Origin of the sequence: Brevundimonas sp. UBA4553, assembly GCF_002387245.1 — a bacterium.
Lineage (GTDB): Bacteria > Pseudomonadota > Alphaproteobacteria > Caulobacterales > Caulobacteraceae > Brevundimonas.
Map to the genome: position 1 here is coordinate 92,649 of NZ_DGLD01000003.1, position 17,705 is coordinate 110,353.

Annotated in this window: 16 protein-coding genes; 7 read left to right on the plus strand and 9 right to left on the minus strand. The window is 66.7% G+C overall.

Annotated elements, in window-relative coordinates; genetic code table 11:
• Positions 1-6: 6 nt before the first annotated feature.
• Positions 7-861, minus strand: coding sequence for an oxygen-dependent coproporphyrinogen oxidase (gene hemF, locus B4A39_RS03950; RefSeq protein ID WP_292033599.1), 855 nt, complete (start codon positions 859-861; stop codon positions 7-9).
• Between the two features lie 176 nt (positions 862-1,037).
• On the opposite strand from hemF, the gene B4A39_RS03955 reads away from it, so the two are divergent.
• Positions 1,038-2,315 carry a dipeptidase gene (locus B4A39_RS03955; protein ID WP_292033486.1) on the plus strand — a complete coding sequence of 426 codons (1,278 nt, stop codon included), beginning with the start codon at positions 1,038-1,040 and terminating at the stop codon, positions 2,313-2,315.
• 7 nt (positions 2,316-2,322) lie between these two features.
• Here the strand turns inward: B4A39_RS03955 and B4A39_RS03960 are convergent, their stop codons facing one another.
• Together B4A39_RS03960 and B4A39_RS03965 are read right to left on the minus strand one after the other, a co-directional pair.
• Positions 2,323-3,159, minus strand: a complete 837-nt coding sequence (locus tag B4A39_RS03960; protein ID WP_292033488.1) for an outer membrane beta-barrel protein — start codon at positions 3,157-3,159, stop codon at positions 2,323-2,325.
• A gap of 59 nt (positions 3,160-3,218) precedes the next feature.
• Positions 3,219-3,680, minus strand: coding sequence for a tRNA (cytidine(34)-2'-O)-methyltransferase (locus B4A39_RS03965; RefSeq protein WP_292033490.1), 462 nt, complete (start codon positions 3,678-3,680; stop codon positions 3,219-3,221).
• A 194-nt stretch (positions 3,681-3,874) separates the two neighbouring features.
• On the opposite strand from B4A39_RS03965, the gene petA reads away from it, so the two are divergent.
• The 6 genes from petA to B4A39_RS03995 all read left to right on the plus strand — a co-directional run bounded on the left by petA (position 3,875) and on the right by B4A39_RS03995 (position 10,646).
• Entirely contained in the window at positions 3,875-4,429 is a 555-nt protein-coding gene (gene petA / locus B4A39_RS03970) for a ubiquinol-cytochrome c reductase iron-sulfur subunit (RefSeq protein WP_292033492.1), read from the plus strand.
• A gap of 17 nt (positions 4,430-4,446) precedes the next feature.
• Complete coding sequence (locus tag B4A39_RS03975; RefSeq protein ID WP_292033493.1) at positions 4,447-5,742, plus strand: cytochrome b; 1,296 nt, start codon at positions 4,447-4,449, stop codon at positions 5,740-5,742.
• Between the two features lie 5 nt (positions 5,743-5,747).
• Positions 5,748-6,623 carry a cytochrome c1 gene (locus B4A39_RS03980; RefSeq protein WP_292033494.1) on the plus strand — a complete coding sequence of 292 codons (876 nt, stop codon included), beginning with the start codon at positions 5,748-5,750 and terminating at the stop codon, positions 6,621-6,623.
• A gap of 146 nt (positions 6,624-6,769) precedes the next feature.
• On the plus strand, positions 6,770-8,410 hold the full coding sequence (locus B4A39_RS03985) for a M28 family metallopeptidase (RefSeq protein ID WP_292033496.1): 1,641 nt from the start codon (positions 6,770-6,772) through the stop codon (positions 8,408-8,410).
• Between the two features lie 111 nt (positions 8,411-8,521).
• Positions 8,522-10,132, plus strand: coding sequence for a M28 family peptidase (locus B4A39_RS03990; protein WP_292033498.1), 1,611 nt, complete (start codon positions 8,522-8,524; stop codon positions 10,130-10,132).
• Between the two features lie 37 nt (positions 10,133-10,169).
• A complete protein-coding gene (locus B4A39_RS03995) occupies positions 10,170-10,646 on the plus strand; it encodes a hypothetical protein (RefSeq protein ID WP_292033503.1) in 477 nt (158 codons plus the stop codon).
• Between the two features lie 3 nt (positions 10,647-10,649).
• Here the strand turns inward: B4A39_RS03995 and B4A39_RS04000 are convergent, their stop codons facing one another.
• The 6 genes from B4A39_RS04000 to B4A39_RS04025 form a co-directional block, all read right to left on the minus strand.
• On the minus strand, positions 10,650-11,921 hold the full coding sequence (locus B4A39_RS04000; protein ID WP_292033506.1) for an O-acetylhomoserine aminocarboxypropyltransferase/cysteine synthase family protein: 1,272 nt from the start codon (positions 11,919-11,921) through the stop codon (positions 10,650-10,652).
• A gap of 89 nt (positions 11,922-12,010) precedes the next feature.
• On the minus strand, positions 12,011-13,108 hold the full coding sequence (gene ychF / locus B4A39_RS04005) for a redox-regulated ATPase YchF (RefSeq protein WP_292033508.1): 1,098 nt from the start codon (positions 13,106-13,108) through the stop codon (positions 12,011-12,013).
• 109 nt (positions 13,109-13,217) lie between these two features.
• Positions 13,218-13,688 (minus strand): copper chaperone PCu(A)C, encoded by a 471-nt coding sequence (locus tag B4A39_RS04010; RefSeq protein ID WP_292033511.1) that lies wholly within the window; start codon positions 13,686-13,688, stop codon positions 13,218-13,220.
• A gap of 17 nt (positions 13,689-13,705) precedes the next feature.
• Positions 13,706-15,076 (minus strand): PepSY-associated TM helix domain-containing protein, encoded by a 1,371-nt coding sequence (locus B4A39_RS04015; RefSeq protein ID WP_292033514.1) that lies wholly within the window; start codon positions 15,074-15,076, stop codon positions 13,706-13,708.
• Positions 15,076-17,139: a TonB-dependent receptor family protein gene (locus tag B4A39_RS04020; protein ID WP_292033518.1), complete on the minus strand. Its 2,064-nt coding sequence runs from the start codon at positions 17,137-17,139 to the stop codon at positions 15,076-15,078. The genes B4A39_RS04015 and B4A39_RS04020 overlap by 1 nt, the downstream gene beginning before the upstream one ends.
• 74 nt (positions 17,140-17,213) lie before the next feature.
• Positions 17,214-17,600: a hypothetical protein gene (locus B4A39_RS04025; RefSeq protein ID WP_292033519.1), complete on the minus strand. Its 387-nt coding sequence runs from the start codon at positions 17,598-17,600 to the stop codon at positions 17,214-17,216.
• Positions 17,601-17,705: the final 105 nt, after the last annotated feature.

Consider the following 17,705-nt stretch of genomic DNA (forward strand, 5'->3'; position numbering starts at 1 on the left):
CTCTCATCAGGGCCATTTCACCAGGGGCGGCATTGAGCTGAGGATCGACTCTACGTTGCCGCCGGTCTTCAGTCCGAACATGGTGCCGCGGTCGTAGAGCAGGTTGAACTCGACGTAGCGGCCGCGGCGGATCAGTTGCTCCTCGCGCTCCTCGGACGTCCAGGCCTCGGTCATGCGACCCGAAACAATGCGGGAATAGACGTCGAGGAAAGCCTTGCCGACATCCTGGGTGAAGGCGAAGTCCCGTTCCCAGTCGCCGCTGTCGTGGTGGTCGTAGAAGATGCCGCCGGTGCCGCGCGGCTCGTTGCGGTGAGGCAGGAAGAAATACTCGTCGCACCACTGCTTGTACTTGGCGTGCCAGGTCGGGTCGTAGGCGTCGCAAGAGGCCTTCATCGCCGCGTGGAAGGCCATTGTGTCCGGGTGGTCGTCACGGCGGTCCACGTCCAGCACCGGCGTCAGGTCACCGCCGCCGCCGAACCAGGTCTTCGTCGTCGAGATCAGGCGGGTGTTCATGTGCACCGCCGGGACGCGCGGGCTGACCGGGTGGCAGATCAGGCTGATGCCGGTGGCGTAGAAGCGCGGGTCTTCCTCGGCGCCGGGCACGTTCTTGGCGTAGTCGGCGGGGAAGGTCCCGTGGACGGTCGAGCAGTGGACGCCGACCTTCTCGAACAGGCGGCCGTGCATCATACCCATGACGCCGCCGCCGCCCTCCTTGCGGTCCCAGGGGGTGCGTACGAAGCGGCCGGGCTCCCCGGGGAAGAGGTCGGCGGGGGCAGCGTCCTCCAAGGCCTCGAAGCCGGCGTGGATCTGATCACGCAGCGTCTCGAACCAGACACGGGCGCGCTCGCGGTGCTCGACCATCAAGGTGGGGGTCTCTTGGATCATCAGGGCTTCAACCATGACGGACGGCCTTTGTGAACAGGGGGTGCAGGCTTCATGCGCTTCTGCGGGTTGGCGAGCCTTGATCCAGATCAGACGTGGTTCCCATGCCGCGCCGCCTGTGCCAGCGTGGCCGCACCAAACCTGAGGGGACCCCCATGATCCGCACCGCCTTGCTCGCCGCCGCCTCGCTCGCCGTTCTGGCCGGACCCGTCCTGGCCCAAACCCAGGCGGGAAGCGACGCTGCCGGACAGGAGCGGGTGATGCAGATCCTGCGGCGAACGCCCCTGATCGACGGGCACAACGACCTGCCCTGGGCCCTGAGGCAGGGCTTTGGAAACGACCCCTATCGCGTTGATCTGGCGACCAATCTGGCGGCGACGACGCGGCTTCATACCGATATTCCGCGTCTGCGTGCGGGCGGTGTCGGGGCTCAGTTCTGGTCCGTCTATGTCCCCGCCAGCCTGGAGCCGGTCGAGGCGGCCAAGGCCACTTTCGAGCAGATCGACACGGTCAAGCGCATCGCCGCCGCTTATCCTTCGGTGTTCGAGATCGCCGTCACCGCCGACGACATCGCCCGCATCCACAAGACCGGAAAGATCGCCAGCCTGATCGGCATGGAGGGCGGCTATTCCATCGACGATTCCCTGGGCCTGCTGCGTGAGTTCTATGATTCCGGCGCGCGGTACATGACGCTGACCCACTCCAAGACCACGACCTGGGCCGACAGCGCCACGGACGCGCCCAAGTGGACCGGCCTGTCGCCTTTCGGCGAGCAGGTGGTCAAGGAGATGAACCGCATCGGCATGATGGTGGACCTGAGCCACGTCTCGGAAGAGACCATGTACGACGCCATCCGCGTTTCGACGGCCCCGGTGATTTTCTCGCACTCGTCGGCGCGCGCGGTGACGGGCCATCCGCGCAATGTGCCCGACTCTGTGCTGCGGATGATGCCGGCCAATGGCGGCATCGTCATGGTCACCTTCGTGCCCGGTTTCATCAGCGAGCCTGTGCGCCAGTGGGGCGCCCTGCGCTCCGCCGAGCTTTCGCGGCTCTCGGCCCTGAACCAAGGCGATCCTGAAGCGGTGAAGACGGGCATGGACGCCTGGACGGCGGCCAACCCGGCGCCCAAGGCCACGCTGGACGACGTAGTGGCCCACATCCAGCACGTCCGGGACGTGGCGGGCATCGACCATGTAGGTCTGGGCGGCGATTTCGACGGCGTCGACAGCCTGCCCGAGGGTGTCGAGAGCGTGGAGGCCTATCCGCGCATTCTGGCCGAGCTGATGCGTCGTGGCTGGTCCGAGGCCGATATTCGCAAGATTTCGGGCGAGAACCTGTTGCGGACCATGCGCGCCGTCGAACGCGCCGCCACGGCCCAGCGCGGCGAACGGCCTAATCTGGCGCAACTGCCGAACGACGGCGCGCCGGAGTAGGGCGCGTCTAGAAGCTTGCGCGGATGAAGACGGCCGGACCCTGGAAATCGTAATTCAGATCGCCGGTCCAGGCGTCCTTTTCGATCGTCAGGTCATAGTCGACGAACCGATACATGACGCCGAGATCGAAGTGATCGGTCAGGGCGTAGCTGACACCCGCCTGCACATTGGTGACGCCGCCGTCGTAGTCGCCGAGCGACAGCGACATGTAGTCGACGCGGCCGTTGATGGTCAGGCGCGGGGTGGGGCTCCATGCGCCGAATAGGCCGACCGTGGGAAGCGGCGCCAGGAAGTCCCGTTGACGCACCGTCTGTGCGTTCTGGTTCTGGCCCACGCGGGCTTCGCCGGACACGAAGATATCGAAGTCCGTGGCGTGAAGGCCGATGGAGGGGCCGATTTCCAGGGTGTCGTTGCGAATGAGGGCGTAGCCGATCGTCAGGCGATAGATGTCCGAACTGAAACCGCTTTCGACGCTGGCGGCGATCGGGAAGGTGACGTCCTCGAACTGGATGTCGCGCCCGAGAGAGGCGCTGCTGGACCGGTCGAGGCGATAGTAGTCCGCGCCGATGATCACGCGGTCAAATGCGCGAAAGCCCGCGTTGATCGATCCCAGCGTCTCCTTGTCGTTGAGGCCGAGATCCGACTCGAAATCAATGGCCACGCCGTCCCGCGGCGCGTTCGGCAGGCGGAACTCGCCTTCGCTGTTGACGTCGGCCCACAGGGCTGCGCCCTCGATCCAGAACCGGTCGTTGAGCGATTGAGCGCGAGCCTCGCCGGTGGCGGTCACCAGACCGGCGGCGAGAAGGGGCGCTGCGATGGCGAGTGTCGAAAAACGGCTGTTCATGAAGACCAGCATCTTCTCAAAGAAGCGCTGCCGCTATCGGGACAACCCTTAGAGACGTCTCAGGGTTTGTATCCAGAAAACCTGTCGAGCTGGCGCAGGCCTTCCCACAGGGCGATGCCGGCGCTGACCGAGAGATTGAGAGAGCGGGTTTCCGGGCGGATGGGGATGACGACGCGGGCGTCGGCGGCGGCATGAACGTAGTCGGGCGCGCCGGCGCTTTCCTTGCCGAAGAGCAGAATATCGTCGGGACGAAATTCGAATTCATTCAAAGGCGTGGCGCCTCGTGTGGTGAACAGAACCAGGCGGCCTGACCCACGGTCGCGCTGGAAGGCGTCCCAGTCGGCATGGCGCGTCATATGGCTGAGAGGGCCGTAGTCGAGCGCTGCGCGCTTCATGGCGCGGTCGTCGAAGCGGAACCCGGTAGGCTCGATGACGTGCAATTCGACGCCGAAACAGGCGCTCTGACGGATGCAGGCGCCCACATTCTGCGGGATGTCAGGTTGAAAAAGGGCGAGACGCATTCTAAGGCCCTCATACGCGCGGGGCGGGGTCTTGTCGCGGCCTTTATTGCGACTGTTTCGCAAGTTGTGTCAGCAACTTGCGAAGAGGGTGGCAGAATCAGGGCCGCAGGCATCTTCTGCCGTTCCGCAGGGACGATCCATGCCGACGACTAACCCTTTCCGGGGCGGGCGATCGGGAGTGCAGAGGTGAGAGCGTGGCCGAATCGGTCGTGAATGCTGAAGGGCCTGATGGCCAACACGGGGGCGGCGACGCCACCCGCCGCGACTTCATCCACATCGCCGCCGGCGCCGCCGCGGTCGGTGCAGGCGTGATGGTGGCCTGGCCGCTGATCAACCAGATGAACCCCGCCGCCGACACCCTGGCCCTGGCGTCGATCGAATTCGATCTGACCAAGGTTCAGGAAGGTCAGCAGGTCGTCATCAAATGGCAGGGCAAGCCGGTCTTCGTGCGCTACCGCACGCCGGCCGAGCTTCAGAAGGTTGTCGCCGAAGGCGCTGTCGGCTCGCCGCCGCAGACCGACGTCGAGCGCACCAAGGCCGGCCATGAGAAATATCTCGTCGTCATCGGCTCGTGCACCCACCTGGGCTGCGTCCCGACCTTCGGCACGGGCGACTTCGGCGGCTGGTTCTGCCCCTGCCATGGTTCGCACTACGACGCCTCGGGCCGTATTCGTAAGGGACCGGCCCCGCTGAACCTGGTGGTGCCGAACTACGAATACATGTCCGACACCCGCGTGAAGATCGGCTGAGGACGGACAGAGGACCCATGAGCGATCACGAATCCACCTACGTCCCCAAGACCGCGATCGAGCGGTGGATGGACACGCGCCTGCCGATCATCCGTTTCGGCATGGACTACGCAAACCTGCCGACCCCCCGTAACCTGAATTACTGGTGGACCTTCGGCGGCATCCTGGCCCTGTGCCTGATGACGCAGATCATCACCGGCATCGTTCTGGCCATGCACTATACGCCGAACACCGCCCTGGCCTTCGCCTCGGTCGAGCGCATCATGCGCGACGTCAACGGCGGCTGGCTGATCCGCTACGTGCACGCCAACGGCGCCTCGATGTTCTTCATCGCCGTCTACCTGCACATGCTGCGCGGTCTCTACTACGGCTCCTACAAGGCGCCTCGCGAGATGATCTGGATTGTCGGCTGCCTGATCTTCTTCCTGATGATCGCCACCGCCTTCCTGGGCTACGTCCTGCCCTGGGGCCAGATGTCCTTCTGGGGCGCTGAGGTCATCACCAACCTGATCGGCGCCATTCCGGTCATCGGCGAGCCGATCCTGATCTGGCTGCGCGGCGGCCCGGCCATCGACAACGCCACGCTGAACCGCTTCTTCTCGCTGCACTACCTGCTGCCGTTCGTCATCGCCGGCTGCGTGGTGCTGCACCTCTGGGCCCTGCACGCCGCCGGTCAGAACAACCCGGTCGGCATCCTGATCCCGAAGGACCGCCAGAAGAAGGACATGCTGCCCTTCCACCCGTACTTCACGGTCAAGGACGGCTTTGCGATCATCCTCTTCCTGATCCTGTTCTCGGTCTTCGTCTTCTATCAGCCGAACGCCCTGGGCCACGCCGACAACTACATCCCGGCCAACCCGCTGCAGACCCCGGCCCACATCGTGCCCGAATGGTACATGCTGCCCTTCTACGCGATCCTGCGCGCCATCCCCGACAAGTTCGGCGGCGTGGTGGCCATGTTCGGCGCCATCGGCGTGCTGTTCGTCCTGCCCTGGCTGGACACGTCCAAGGTGCGCTCGATGCGCTACCGCCCGACGATGCGCACCTGCTTCATCATCTTCCTGTTCGTCTGCTTCGGTCTTGGCTGGTGCGGCGGGCAACTGCCGGACGCCCCGGTCATTCCGGGCATGCCCAGCTTCACGCTGTTCGACGGTCAGCTGAACTCCTACCTGTGGCTGACGCGCTTCCTGACGGCCTACTACTTCATCTTCTTCCTGGTGCTCATGCCGTTCCTCGGCCTGCGCGAGAAGCCGCTGCCGGTTCCGGCGACGATTTCCGAGCCGGTCCTGCCCGTCACCGAGCAGAAGGGCTGAGCGCGATGATTTCGAACGAGAAGAAAACCGTGTCCTTCCGCAAGATCCTGGTTTCCGTGACGGCCGCTGTCGGCCTGATCGCCATCGCCGCTCCGGCGATGGCCGCCGGGGGCGCCAAGCACCCGCGCGAGGGCGGCTTCAGCTTCGAGGGGCCGTTCGGCACCTACGACCAGGGCCAGCTGCAGCGCGGCTACAAGGTCTACAAGGAAGTCTGCGCTTCGTGCCACGGCATGGACCTGATGCATTTCCGCAACCTGGGCGACAAGCACGGGCCGTTCTGGAACCCCAAGTACCCGAACCCGAACGACAACCCGGTCGTGAAGGCTCTGGCCAAGGAAGCCCAGGTTCCGGACATCGACAGCGAGACCGGTGAAGCGCTGATGCGCGACGCCACGACCGCCGACCGGTTCCCGAACCCCTATCCGAACGCCACGGCGGCTGCGGCCGCGAACGGCGGCGCCGCGCCGCCCGACCTGTCGGTCATGGCCAAGGCCCGCCACGACGGCGCCAACTACATCTACTCGCTGCTGTCGGGCTACGGCACGCCGCCGGTCGGCCTGAAGATGACGTCGGCCCAGCACTACAACCCCTATATGGCGGGCGATCTGACCCCGTTCTGGGAAGGCGAGGGCCATGTTCCTCCCGGCGGCTTCATCGCCATGCCTGCGCCGCTGCGCGCTGGTCAGGTGACCTATGACGACGGCACCGAGGCCACGGTTGACCAGATGGCCAAGGACGTCGCCGCCTTCATCGCCTGGACTTCGGAGCCCAAGGCGACCGAGCGCAAGCAGATGGGCTTTGGCGTGATCATCTTCCTGCTGCTGTTCGCAGGCCTGACCTACGCCAGCTATCGCCGCATCTGGAAGGGCGTCGCCCACTAAGGGCTTCACCTCCAGACCGGAACGAGATGACCCGCCGGAGCGATCCGGCGGGTTTTTTCGTGCCCGGCGTCTTCACAGCCCGCATCGACACCGCCGATTTCGCCCACTAGGGTCCGGGTCTCTTTTTTGGTTGAGGGGCCTGTTCCATGCGTCTGATGTCGTCCGCCGCCGTCCTGTTGTTCGCCGCCGCCCTGGCCTCGGGGGCCGCAGCCCAGACGCCAGCCTTTGATGCGGCGCGCATCTCGAACGACATCAAGGTCCTGTCCGACGACAGCTTCGAGGGGCGCGGCATCGCCACGCCGGCGGAGCAAAAGGTCATCGACTATCTGAGCCAGCAGTACGCCGCGGCGGGGTTTGCGCCAGGCGGGGAGAACGGCGGCTGGACCCAGGCCGTCAGCCTGAACCGCTTCACCGTCTCCAACGTCAGCGGGCAGATCAAGGTCGGCGACTGGACCCAACCCCTGACTCAGGGGCAGCAGGCCACCATCACCACGCGTCTGCCCGGCGAGAGCGTTGATCTGCGCGGCAAGCCGCTGGTCTTTGTCGGCTATGGCACGAACGCGCCCGAGCGCCAGTGGAACGACTTCAAGACCGACGTGCGCGGCAAGGTCATCGTCGTTCTGGTCAACGACGCCGACTTCGAGGAGCCGTCGCTGAACACCTTCGGCGGTGAGGCCATGACCTATTACGGCCGCTGGACCTACAAGTACGAAGAGGCTGCGCGTCAGGGCGCGGCGGGCGTCCTGATCGTTCATGAGACCCGACCGGCCTCCTATGGCTGGACCACGGTGGCCAACTCCTGGTCGGTGCCCCAGTTCGACATCGTGCGTCAGAACCCGTCGGCAGAGCGCGTGCCGATGGAGGCCTGGATCCAGCGGGATGTGGCTGTGGACCTGTTCCGCCGCGCCGGGCTCGACTTCGAGCAGGAGAAGGTCAAGGCGCGCAGGCGTGACTTCCAGCCGGTCGAACTGAAGGGCGCGACGATCGACGCCCGGTTCGACGTCAAGACGGATCAGATCGTCACCCACAACGTGCTGGCCAAGCTGGAGGGCGCCACCCATCCGGACGAGACCATCCTCTACACCGGCCACTGGGACCACATCGGCATGGGCGAGCCGGACGCCAATGGAGATCGCATCTTCAACGGCGCCGTGGACAACGCCTCGGGCACGGCCGGCCTGCTGGAGCTGGCGCGTCAGTGGTCGGCCGGGCCGAAGCCGGAGCGCACCATCGTCATGATCAGCTTCACCGGCGAGGAAAGCGGCCTGCTGGGCTCGGAATTCTACGCTGCCAATCCGCTGTATCCGCTGGAGAAGACGGTGGCCGGCTTCAACCTGGACGCCACCAACGTGCTGGGGCGGATGAGCAAGCTGGGCGTGACCGGCTATGGTCAGTCCGAACTGGACGAGCGTGTGATCGCCCTGGCCGCCGCGCAGGGGCGGGGCTTCGAGGGCGATGCGGGCGCGGGCGCGGGCATCTACTTCCGTTCGGATCACTTCCCTCTGGCCAAGCGCGGCGTGCCGATGGGCTATCTGTCCTCGACCGGCGACTACATCGACGAACCGATCGCACCGCGTCTGGCCGCCGCTGCCGAGTACCGCGCCAACCGCTATCACCAGGCCGCCGACGAGTGGGAGCCGACCTGGGACTATCGCGGCATGATCCAGGACCTGGAGGTCGTCTTCGCGGCCGGTCAGGCCCTGGCCAACAGCCGCGACTGGCCGGAATGGAAGACCGGGTCGGAGTTCGGCCCGGCGCGCGCGGTCAGCGCCGAACAGCGCAAGTAGACGGTTTCGTCCGTCTTCGCGGAACATGACAAAAATGTAAGGGGCGGTCTCGCGAGGGGCCGCCCTATTACTTTGCGCCAAAGCCCCCGTGGGGAGGGCGAGGGAGTTTCCATGCATCGTCGGTTCATCAGCGGCGTCGCCGCAACCGCTCTTCTGCTCGTCGCCGGTTCGGCGGCAGCCCAGGACTTTTCAGCCCAGCGGCTGTCGGACGAGATCCGCACCATCAGCGCCGACGACTTTCAGGGGCGCTATCCCGGCACCGAGGGGGAGAAGAAGACGCTGGATTGGCTGCAGGCCCAGTACGAATCCATGGGTCTGGAGCCGGGCGGTCCGAACGGTCAGTGGCTGCAGGTCATCGACCTGAAACGCTACACCCCCGTCGCAGACGCCGTCCGTGCCAGTTGGACCGGCGCGGACGGCCAGGCGCACGTCCTGACGCCCGGAACCGATATCACCCTGCGGGCGGTCAGCAATGACGGCAAGGCGGCCATCGCCAACGCCGGACTGGTCTTCGCGGGGTTCGGCATCCATGCGCCCGAGCGCGGCTGGGACGACTACGGCGGCCTGGATGTCGCCGGCAAGATCGTCATGGTCGTCAGCGGCGAGCCGGACGGCGACCTGTTCAACGGGCCCTACGCCACCAACTACCAGTCCGGCGCCTACAAGGCGGACGAGGCCAAGCGTCGCGGCGCGATCGGGATCATTACGGTGAGCAAGGCCGGCGCGAGCGACCCCGCCTGGGGGCGAGCGGCGCAGGGCAACGCCCGCACGCGCACCCTGACGCCGGGTGCGGCAGACCTGGAGTTTTCCGGCGCGATCAACGCGGATACGGCCAAGGCCCTGGGTCTGGACATGGCCGAGCTGACGCCGCGCCTGGGTACGGGCGACTTCCGCGCCTTCGCGGTCCAGGGGGCGACCCTGTCGATTGACCTCACCGAGACCATCGACACCCTGCGCACGCACAACCTGCTGGCCCGTATCACGGGGACCAAGCGGCCGAATGAGACCATCGTCTATTCCGCACACTGGGATCATGTCGGCGTCAACGACCACGCCGCCGGCGACGACAAGATCTTCAACGGGGCCTGGGACAACGCCTCCGGCACCGTCGGCGTGGTGGAGATGGCCCGCCAACTGAAGGCCGCTCCAGCGCCCGACCGCACCATCGTCTTCGCCCACATGGCGGCTGAGGAGATGGGCCTGCTGGGCGCCTACGCCTATGCCGCCGATCCGGTCTATCCGCTGGAGACGACGGTGGCCGACATCAATATCGACATGCTGCCGCTGTCGGGTCCGACGCGCGACGTGCCGATCTTCGGCAAGGGTCAGAACAGCCTGGAGGACGACCTTCAGGCTCTGGCCGAGAAGGAAGGCCGTTACGTCTCTGACGACGGCCAGCCGGAGCAGGGCTTCTACTACCGGTCCGACCACTTCCCCTTCGCCCGCGCCGGCGTACCGGCCCTGATGCCCTGGCACGGCGTGGACTGGGTCGATGGGGGCAAGGAGGCCGGTCTGGCGGCCTGGAAGGCCAAGTTCGGCGCGGACTATCACAAGCCGTCCGACGAATGGTCGGCGGACTGGGATCTGCGTTCGGCGGTCGAGAACCTGACCCTGCTGTATCGCCTGGGCCTGCAACTGGCCAACAGCGAGGAATGGCCGACCTGGAAGCCGACCTCCGAGTTCGGTCAGGTTCGCGCGGCCAGCGACGCGGCGCGTCGGTAGGGGCTGAACCGCTGCGAGCCCGCGGCGTTTGTCAGGGATGCGCCATCTCCTGACAAACGCCGTGGCGGCGTCCGTATGTCTGCTCGCCGCCTGTGATCGGAACGGCGGCGTCAATCCGCCCACTGAACCGGCGCGCCCGATCGAAGGGCCGGCGGCGGCGGCGGCCCCCGCCGAGCGTCCTCCGGGCGCTGAATCCATGCTGCCGGGCGCGGGGCCGGTCAACTTCGTCGGGCGTTGGGCGGCCGAGGCGGATTGGTGCTTCAACCCGCGCGGCGACCGCGTGCCCATCGAAATCACCACCACCGAGTTCCGCGGCTACGAAAACCGCTGCGACATCCAACGCATCACCCAGATCAGCACAGGCTACGAACTGGCGCTGAAATGCGATTCCGAGGGTGAGTCGCGCTATGAGCGACTCCGTCTTGCGGCGACCAGGCAGACGCTGATCATCACCCGAATGGATCAGGCCGATCGTCCCGTCCGCCTGATCCGCTGCACCACCTTGGCCGGCTGACGGTCAGACCGCCGCCAACGCCTGTTCCAGATCCGCGATCAGGTCGTCGATGTGCTCGATGCCGACGGACAGGCGCACGGTGTCCTCGGTCACGCCCGCCTTCTTCAACTCGTCGGGCGACAACTGGCGGTGGGTGGTCGAGGCCGGGTGACAGACCAGGGACTTGGCGTCACCGATGTTGACCAGACGGGTGAACAGCTTGACGGCGTCCTGGAACCGCCCGCCGGCCTCGCGCCCGCCCTCTACGCCGAAGGTCAGCAGACCCGACGCCTTGCCGCCGAAATATTTCTGGATCAGGGCATGGCCGGGATGATCGGGCAGGCCGGCGTAGTTGACCCATTTCACCTTTGGGTGGGTCTTCAGGTAGTTGGCGACGGCCAAGGCGTTGTCGACGTGCCGGTCCATCCGCAGGGCCAAGGTCTCCAGCCCCTGCAGGATCAGGAAGCTGTTGAAGGGCGAGATGGCCGCGCCTGTGTTGCGCAGCAGCACCGTCCGCACCCGACCGATATAGGCCGCCGGACCCAGGGCCTCGGTATAGACCACGCCGTGATACGACACCTCGGGCTCGTTCAGGCGGCGAAAGCGCGCCCTGTGCTCGGCCCAAGGGAAGGCGCCGCTGTCGATGATGGCGCCGCCGATGCTGGTGCCGTGGCCGCCGATATACTTGGTCAGCGACTGCACGACGATGTCGGCGCCGTGCTCGATCGGGCGCGTCAGGTAGGGGGTCGGCACGGTGTTGTCGACGATCAGCGGCAGACCTTGCGCGTGCGCCGCCTCGGCCAGGGCGGCGAAGTCCACCACATTGCCCAGCGGGTTGCCGATGGACTCGCAGAAGACCGCCTTGGTGCGCTCATCGGTGTTGGCCGCCACCGCCGCCACGTCGTCGGCGTCGATGAAGCGCACCTCGATGCCGTACTGGGGCAGGGTGTGGGCGAACAGGTTGTAGGTGCCGCCATAGAGGGTGCTCGTGGCGATGACGTTGTCGCCGGCCTCTGCAATGGTCAGGATGGCGTAGGTGATGGCGGCCTGGCCCGAGGCCACCGTCAGGGCTGCGATCCCGCCCTCCAGCGCCGCCAGACGCTGCTCCAGCACGTCCGACGTGGGGTTCATGATGCGAGTGTAGATATTGCCCGCCACCTTCAGGTCGAACAGGTCCGCCCCGTGCTGGGTGTCGTCAAAGGCGTAGCTGGTGGTCTGATAGATGGGCACCGCCACCGACTTCGTCGTCGGGTCGGGCGAATATCCGGCGTGGACGGCGAGCGTGTCGAACTTCATGGCGGCTCCGAGCGATGGTGAGGCCCAGACGCTAGCAAGGCCGCCCGACGGGCGGCCTTGCAGAAATTCTCAACTGAAGCGGAGAAGCCCTAGTTGTTGAACAGGAAGTGCATCACGTCGCCGTCCTTGACGACATAGGCCTTGCCTTCGGCGCGCATCTTGCCGGCGTCCTTGGCCCCCGCTTCGCCTTTCAGCGCGACATAGTCGTCGTAGGCGATGGTTTCGCCGCGGATGAAGCCTTTCTCGAAGTCGGTGTGGATGACGCCGGCGGCCTGCGGGGCGGTGGCGCCGACCGGGATCGTCCAGGCGCGGGCTTCCTTGGGACCGACGGTGAAGTAGGTCTGCAGGCCCAGCAGCTTGTAGGCTTCGCGGATCAGGCGGTTCAGGCCAGGCTCTTCTAGACCCAGGGTCTCGAGGAACTCCTTCTGCTCCTCGTCGTCCAGGACGGCGATTTCCGACTCGATCTGGGCCGAGATGACCACCGAGTTGGCGTTATCCTCGGCGGCGCGCTTTGCCACCAGGTCCGACAGCTCATTGCCCTTGTCGGCCGAGGCTTCCTCGACGTTGGCGACATAGAGAGCGGGCAGGGCGGTCAGCAGCTGCAGCATGTCCCAGGCCTTCTTGTCCTCCTTGGACACCTCGGCCAGACGCGCGGGCTTGCCGTCGCGCAGCTTCTCCAGCGCGGCGTCGATCAGCTTCAGCGTCAGCTGGGATTCCTTGTCGCCGCCCTTGGCGCGCTTCTCGACCTGAACGCGACGGCGCTCCAGGCTTTCCAGGTCGGCCAGCATCAGCTCGGTCTCGATGATCTCGAGATCTGAAATGGGGTCGATGCGGTTCTCGACGTGGGTGATGTCGTCGTCGACGAAGCAGCGGGCGACGAAGGCCACGGCGTCGCAGTCGCGGATATTGGCCAGGAACTGGTTGCCCAGACCCTCGCCCTTGGAGGCCCCGCGCACCAGACCGGCCACGTCGACGAAAGTGATCCGTGCGGGGATGATTTCCTTCGACCCGGCGATCTGCGCCAGGGTGTTCAGGCGGGCTTCCGGCACGGCCACGTCGCCAGTGTTCGGCTCGATGGTGCAGAACGGATAGTTGGCGGCCTGGGCCGCCGCCGTCTTGGTCAGGGCGTTGAACAGGGTGGACTTGCCGACGTTGGGCAGGCCGACGATCGCGACTTTAAGAGCCATGGGATTCCTCGTGAGCGCGAGCCTTTAGCGGGTTCAGCCCCGTTTGTCAGGTGCGGGGACGCAACGGTCCTTCCTCCCCATGACGCGGGGAGGAAGGACGCGTGTGCGACTACTCCTCCGAATCGACCACCGGCGGCTGCTTGATCGCCGCGTGGACGCCGATGGCGGGGGCCTTCTCGAAGGTCAGGGTGAAGGAGGCGATCCCGCCGTCGACCAGAGGATCGCGCAGGCCCATCAGCATCACATGGGTCGAACCCGGCTTCAGCTCGATCTTCTGACCGGCAGGCAGGGGCAGGCCGTCCTTCAGCTCGCTCATGCTCATGACGCCGTTCTCCATCTTCATCTCATGGATCTGGGCGCTTTCGGCCAGGGCGGTCGAGACGCTGAGCAGGCGGTCGTCCGATCCGGCGGTCAGGGTGACGTAGCAGCCGCCGGCCTTGGCCCCGTTCGGCGTCGGGCGGCACCAGGCGTCGGCGACAGTGACGGTTCCGGGTCCGGCGGCGGCTTCGGCCGGCTTGTCGGCGGGCTGGCCGCAGGCGGCGAGGCCGAGGAAGGTGGACAGGGCTAGAAGACGTTTCATGGCGGGTCTCTTCAAGTTCAGGAAACGGCGGGGCGGCGCCGCATGAGGCGTCGTGCAGCGAAATCCAGCAGCAGGACGGTCACGAGGCTCAGTCCCGTCAGGGGATAGAGGATGCAGAGCGGGATGACGATCCCCAGCACGGCGAACCGCGCGCGGGGACCGGTAGGAGCGATCGGCGCGCCGAGGCGGGCGCGGGACAGGCTGGGCGGGCGGCGCTTCCACCACATCATCAGACCGCTGACGCCCAGCAGCCAGACGCCGATGCAGCCCGCCAGCATGATCAGTCGGTTGATCTGGCCGAACTGCGTGCCTTGGTGGGTGTAGACGCCCCATTCGATGGCCTTGGCGCCGGGGCCGAAGCGGTCAAAGCCGATGTCGGCCAGAACCGAGCCCTTCGCTGGGTCGACATAGAGGGAGCGGCTGTCCTGCACCCGACGGACCTGAGCGGTGACGGTATAGGCCGTGCCGGGCTGGGCCGGTATCGACACCGTATAGGGGCGCGGCAGGCGGCTGGCTTCGGCCGCTGCGACCACGGTGCTCAGGCTCTGGGCGGCTCCATTGGGTGAAGGCAGGACGACGCCCTCCATGGTCCATCCGGCGCCTGCGGGGTGATCGTGATGCTCGGCCCTCTGCCAGGCGCCGGCCACAGGCGCGGGGGGACGGCCCCAGCCGCCGGCCTTGACCGCGCCCATGACCTGATCGCCCCAGACGGCGGACCATGGCATGCCCGTCACCGCCAGAAACAGGATGATCCCGCCGACATAGAGGCCGACCAGGGCGTGCAAGTCGCGCCAGAACGGGCGACGGCGCGCGTCGGTTTCTCGTGGGACCAGCACGGCGCCCTGACGCCGCCTCGGCCACCACAGGTAAAGACCCGTGGCGCACAGGACGATGGTCCATCCGGCGACGATCTCGATCAGGATGTTCAGAACCTTGCCCGTAGCCCCGCCGAAGAGACTGAGGGAGTGCAGCTTCTTGATGACTTCCGTCAGGCCTCCAAACGGGATGACGCCGGTGACGCGGGCCGTGTGCGGATCGACGAAGACGGTCTTCTGCACCCCGTTGGGCTGATCGACGCGCACACGCACGGCCTGATCGGGCGCAGCGGGCAGCAGGACATTGGCTGCGCGCCCGCCGCCGGCGGCGGCCGCGCTGGCGACCCAGGCTTCCGGCGTAGCCTGCGTCGTCGCCGGAGCCACCTGGATCATCCGACGATTGGCGACCTGATCGATCTCGTCCTTGAACAGGTAGAGACCGCCGGTCAGCGCCAGCAGCATCAGGAAGGGCATCACCAGCACGCCGGCGTAGAAGTGCCAGCGCCAGACAGCCCGATAGGCGCCGGACATCATGTCCGGCGCCCTGGCCTGCATCGAAGGGGAGCGGCCCATCAATAGGCCAGCCGCAGGCCGACAAAGACCGAACGGCCCTCGCCGGGGAAGAAGACGGCGGTCGACGCAGAGCGGGCATCGGTCACGGCCGAGAACTCGCCGACGTAACGTTCGTCCGTCAGGTTTCGCGCATCGACGTAGACCGAGGCGTTCGGGCCGATGTTGAAGCCGCCCGTCAGACCCAGCTGGGCGTAGTCGGGCGCTTTCATCGTATTGGCGTAGTCGACGTAGGGGCTGCTGATCCGCCACTCGACCGAGGGGGTGACGAAGACGCCCGTAGGATGGCGCCAGGTCAGCTCGGCCCGATACTGGTGCTCAGGCACGACCGGCAGGCGGTTGTCGCCCCAGCGCGCGTCGCCGTCGAAGCGGAAGTCGCTCCAGTTCCAGGTCTGGCGCAGCAGCAAGGAGCCGTCGGCGATTTCGTAAGGCAGGCGCCAGTCCAGACCGGCCTCGATGCCTTGGTGAATGGTCCTGTCGGCGTTGAAGGTGGCGGCAGGAATGTCGGGCCCGGTGATGAAGTTCAGCATCTCGCCGTCGATCTGGCTGCGATAGGCCGTCAGGTCCCAGGCCAGTGACCCGCGTCGGCCGCGCGTGCCGATCTCGGCGGTCCAGGCGTCCTGAACCTGAACCGGGGTGAAGCCGGTCAGCGGGGCCTGCACCAGCGCCCCATAGGTCGGGGGCTCGACCGAACGGGTGACGTTGGCGAAGACCTGGGCGCCGTCCTCAGTTTCCCACAACAGGCCCAGACGCGGCGAGAACCAGTCGTAGTCGATGCTGTCGTCATTGGCGGGGGCTAGCAGGTCCTGATAGTCGCGCGTGGCCCGGCCCCAGGACCCGCCCGCCACGACGGCCAGGCGGTCGGTGACGAACAACCGGCCCTCGGCGAAGACGTCCAGTCCGGTCGCTTCCTGCCTGGCCTTGGCGGTCAGCGCTCCGCGATTGCCGGCGATATTGACGTAGCGTCGTCCGTCCAGATCGCCCTCTCGCCACGAAAAGCCATAGAAGGCGTCGGCGCGCAGGCCGGCGACCTGACCGTTCCAGTCGATGCGGCCAAAGGCGCCGCGCGTGGCGCTGTCCTGATCCACAACCTGGAAGATCGGATGATAGAGGGATTTCTCCCAGCCCCAGACCGCGCCCTCGAACAGGGTGGACTCGTTGAAGCGCCAGCGCGTTTGCAGGGTCAGGCGCTTCACTGTCAGGTCGCGGGCCTGATCGCCCGACAGCGCGGAGGCGGAGGCCATGCGCGGGGTCTTTAGCGCCTGATCCAGCGTCAGGGCGCCGGGGATGTCCTGCTTGATGTCCGCCGCCTGGGCGATCAGGCGCACCTCGCGGTCATCGCCGAACGAACGCCCGGCGTTGACCGTCAGGCGGCCCTGCGACTGCTGGCTGTGGTCGCGCCAGCCGTCGCTCTGCATCCCAGTGACGGCGGCGTAGACGTCCCAGTCGTTGTGCGTGCGGGCCACGGCGGCGTGGCCGCGCACGGAGCCGAAGCTGCCTCCCTCCAGTTGCAGCAAGGTCCGCTGCAGGGCCGTGCGTCCGGTCGGCGTGACCAGGTTGATCGCACCGCCCAGCTGCGCCCCGCCGAAGCGCAGGGTGTTCGAGCCCTTCCACACCTCGATGTAGCGGGCGCTCAAGGCGTCCACGCCCTGGAAGTCGGAAAAGCCGTCGGCGTCGGCGAAGGGCACGCCGTCCTGGGCCAGCAGGACGCCGCGCTGGTGGAAGCCCTGAGCGATGCCCGACCCGCGAATGGAGAGGCGGCTTTCCTCGCCATAGCGTTTCTGGGCCAGAACGCCGGGGACGTTTCTGAGCGTGTCGGCAAAGCCCTGGGCGAAGCGGTCGGCGTAGCTTTCAGCCGAGACGACGGCCACGGCGCCGGGGGTGCGGCTGAGGCGGTCGCGCGCCTCGGCCACGACGGCGGGGTCTTCGGCGTTGCGGCGACCGGTGACGATGATGCTGTCGACGACGGTCGTGGGGCCCTCAGCCTCGGAAGCATGGGCGAAGGCCGGCGCCAGGCAGGCCCCGATGAGCAGCGCGCACGGCGCCGCAGTGGTCTTGAAAGACATGGAAGATCAAATCCTGAAAGCAGATAGGCGACTGCGCGGCCCTGTGCGGGCGCGCAGCATCGATGGCTCTGGTTTCAGGCGTGCGGAGGGGCGGTGGACGGCGGGCGCGGCGGGGCGCGAGCCGGGGGCGGGGCGCTGACGCGGAAAGGCGTATAGGAGACCGGCTCGACCATGCGGACGGCCGGGGCGGGCGCCGGGGCGGGCGGTTCTGGCAGGGCGGCCAGCAGGGGCATGACGCAGGCGGCGCACTTGGCCCCCACGTGCTCGTTGATCGGGCCGTCGACGCCGCCCGACTGGATAGTCTGTGGTCCCTCGACCGAGCAGATGACAAGAGGCTGGCCGGGCACCGAGGCCGCCAGCGCCGCGAACGGGAGAAGGGTTCCGATCACGATGGCGAACGTCGCGGCCAGGAAGGCCAGCGAGCGCGCTGTCGACCAGTTTTCACTCTGGGACCGGGTCACGATCCGGGGCTTAAACCTTCCCCCATCGTGAAGCTATAGCGACGGGACGTCGCGCACCCTCGACAATGGCTGTTTCTCCGTGTCAGCGTGGCCGTCGGACAAGCT

Excerpts from the sequence above, each read along its gene's own strand:
- hemF (WP_292033599.1), bottom strand. The coding sequence starts at position 861 with ATGGTCGAGCACCGCGAGCGCGCCCGTGTCTGGTTCGAGACGCTGCGT.
- B4A39_RS03955 (WP_292033486.1), top strand. The coding sequence starts at position 1,038 with ATGATCCGCACCGCCTTGCTCGCCGCCGCCTCGCTCGCCGTTCTGGCC.
- B4A39_RS03960 (WP_292033488.1), bottom strand. The coding sequence starts at position 3,159 with ATGAACAGCCGTTTTTCGACACTCGCCATCGCAGCGCCCCTTCTCGCC.
- B4A39_RS03965 (WP_292033490.1), bottom strand. The coding sequence starts at position 3,680 with ATGCGTCTCGCCCTTTTTCAACCTGACATCCCGCAGAATGTGGGCGCC.
- B4A39_RS03975 (WP_292033493.1), top strand. The coding sequence starts at position 4,447 with ATGAGCGATCACGAATCCACCTACGTCCCCAAGACCGCGATCGAGCGG.
- B4A39_RS03980 (WP_292033494.1), top strand. The coding sequence starts at position 5,748 with ATGATTTCGAACGAGAAGAAAACCGTGTCCTTCCGCAAGATCCTGGTT.
- B4A39_RS03985 (WP_292033496.1), top strand. The coding sequence starts at position 6,770 with ATGCGTCTGATGTCGTCCGCCGCCGTCCTGTTGTTCGCCGCCGCCCTG.
- B4A39_RS03990 (WP_292033498.1), top strand. The coding sequence starts at position 8,522 with ATGCATCGTCGGTTCATCAGCGGCGTCGCCGCAACCGCTCTTCTGCTC.
- B4A39_RS03995 (WP_292033503.1), top strand. The coding sequence starts at position 10,170 with ATGCGCCATCTCCTGACAAACGCCGTGGCGGCGTCCGTATGTCTGCTC.
- B4A39_RS04000 (WP_292033506.1), bottom strand. The coding sequence starts at position 11,921 with ATGAAGTTCGACACGCTCGCCGTCCACGCCGGATATTCGCCCGACCCG.
- ychF (WP_292033508.1), bottom strand. The coding sequence starts at position 13,108 with ATGGCTCTTAAAGTCGCGATCGTCGGCCTGCCCAACGTCGGCAAGTCC.
- B4A39_RS04010 (WP_292033511.1), bottom strand. The coding sequence starts at position 13,688 with ATGAAACGTCTTCTAGCCCTGTCCACCTTCCTCGGCCTCGCCGCCTGC.
- B4A39_RS04015 (WP_292033514.1), bottom strand. The coding sequence starts at position 15,076 with ATGGGCCGCTCCCCTTCGATGCAGGCCAGGGCGCCGGACATGATGTCC.
- B4A39_RS04020 (WP_292033518.1), bottom strand. The coding sequence starts at position 17,139 with ATGTCTTTCAAGACCACTGCGGCGCCGTGCGCGCTGCTCATCGGGGCC.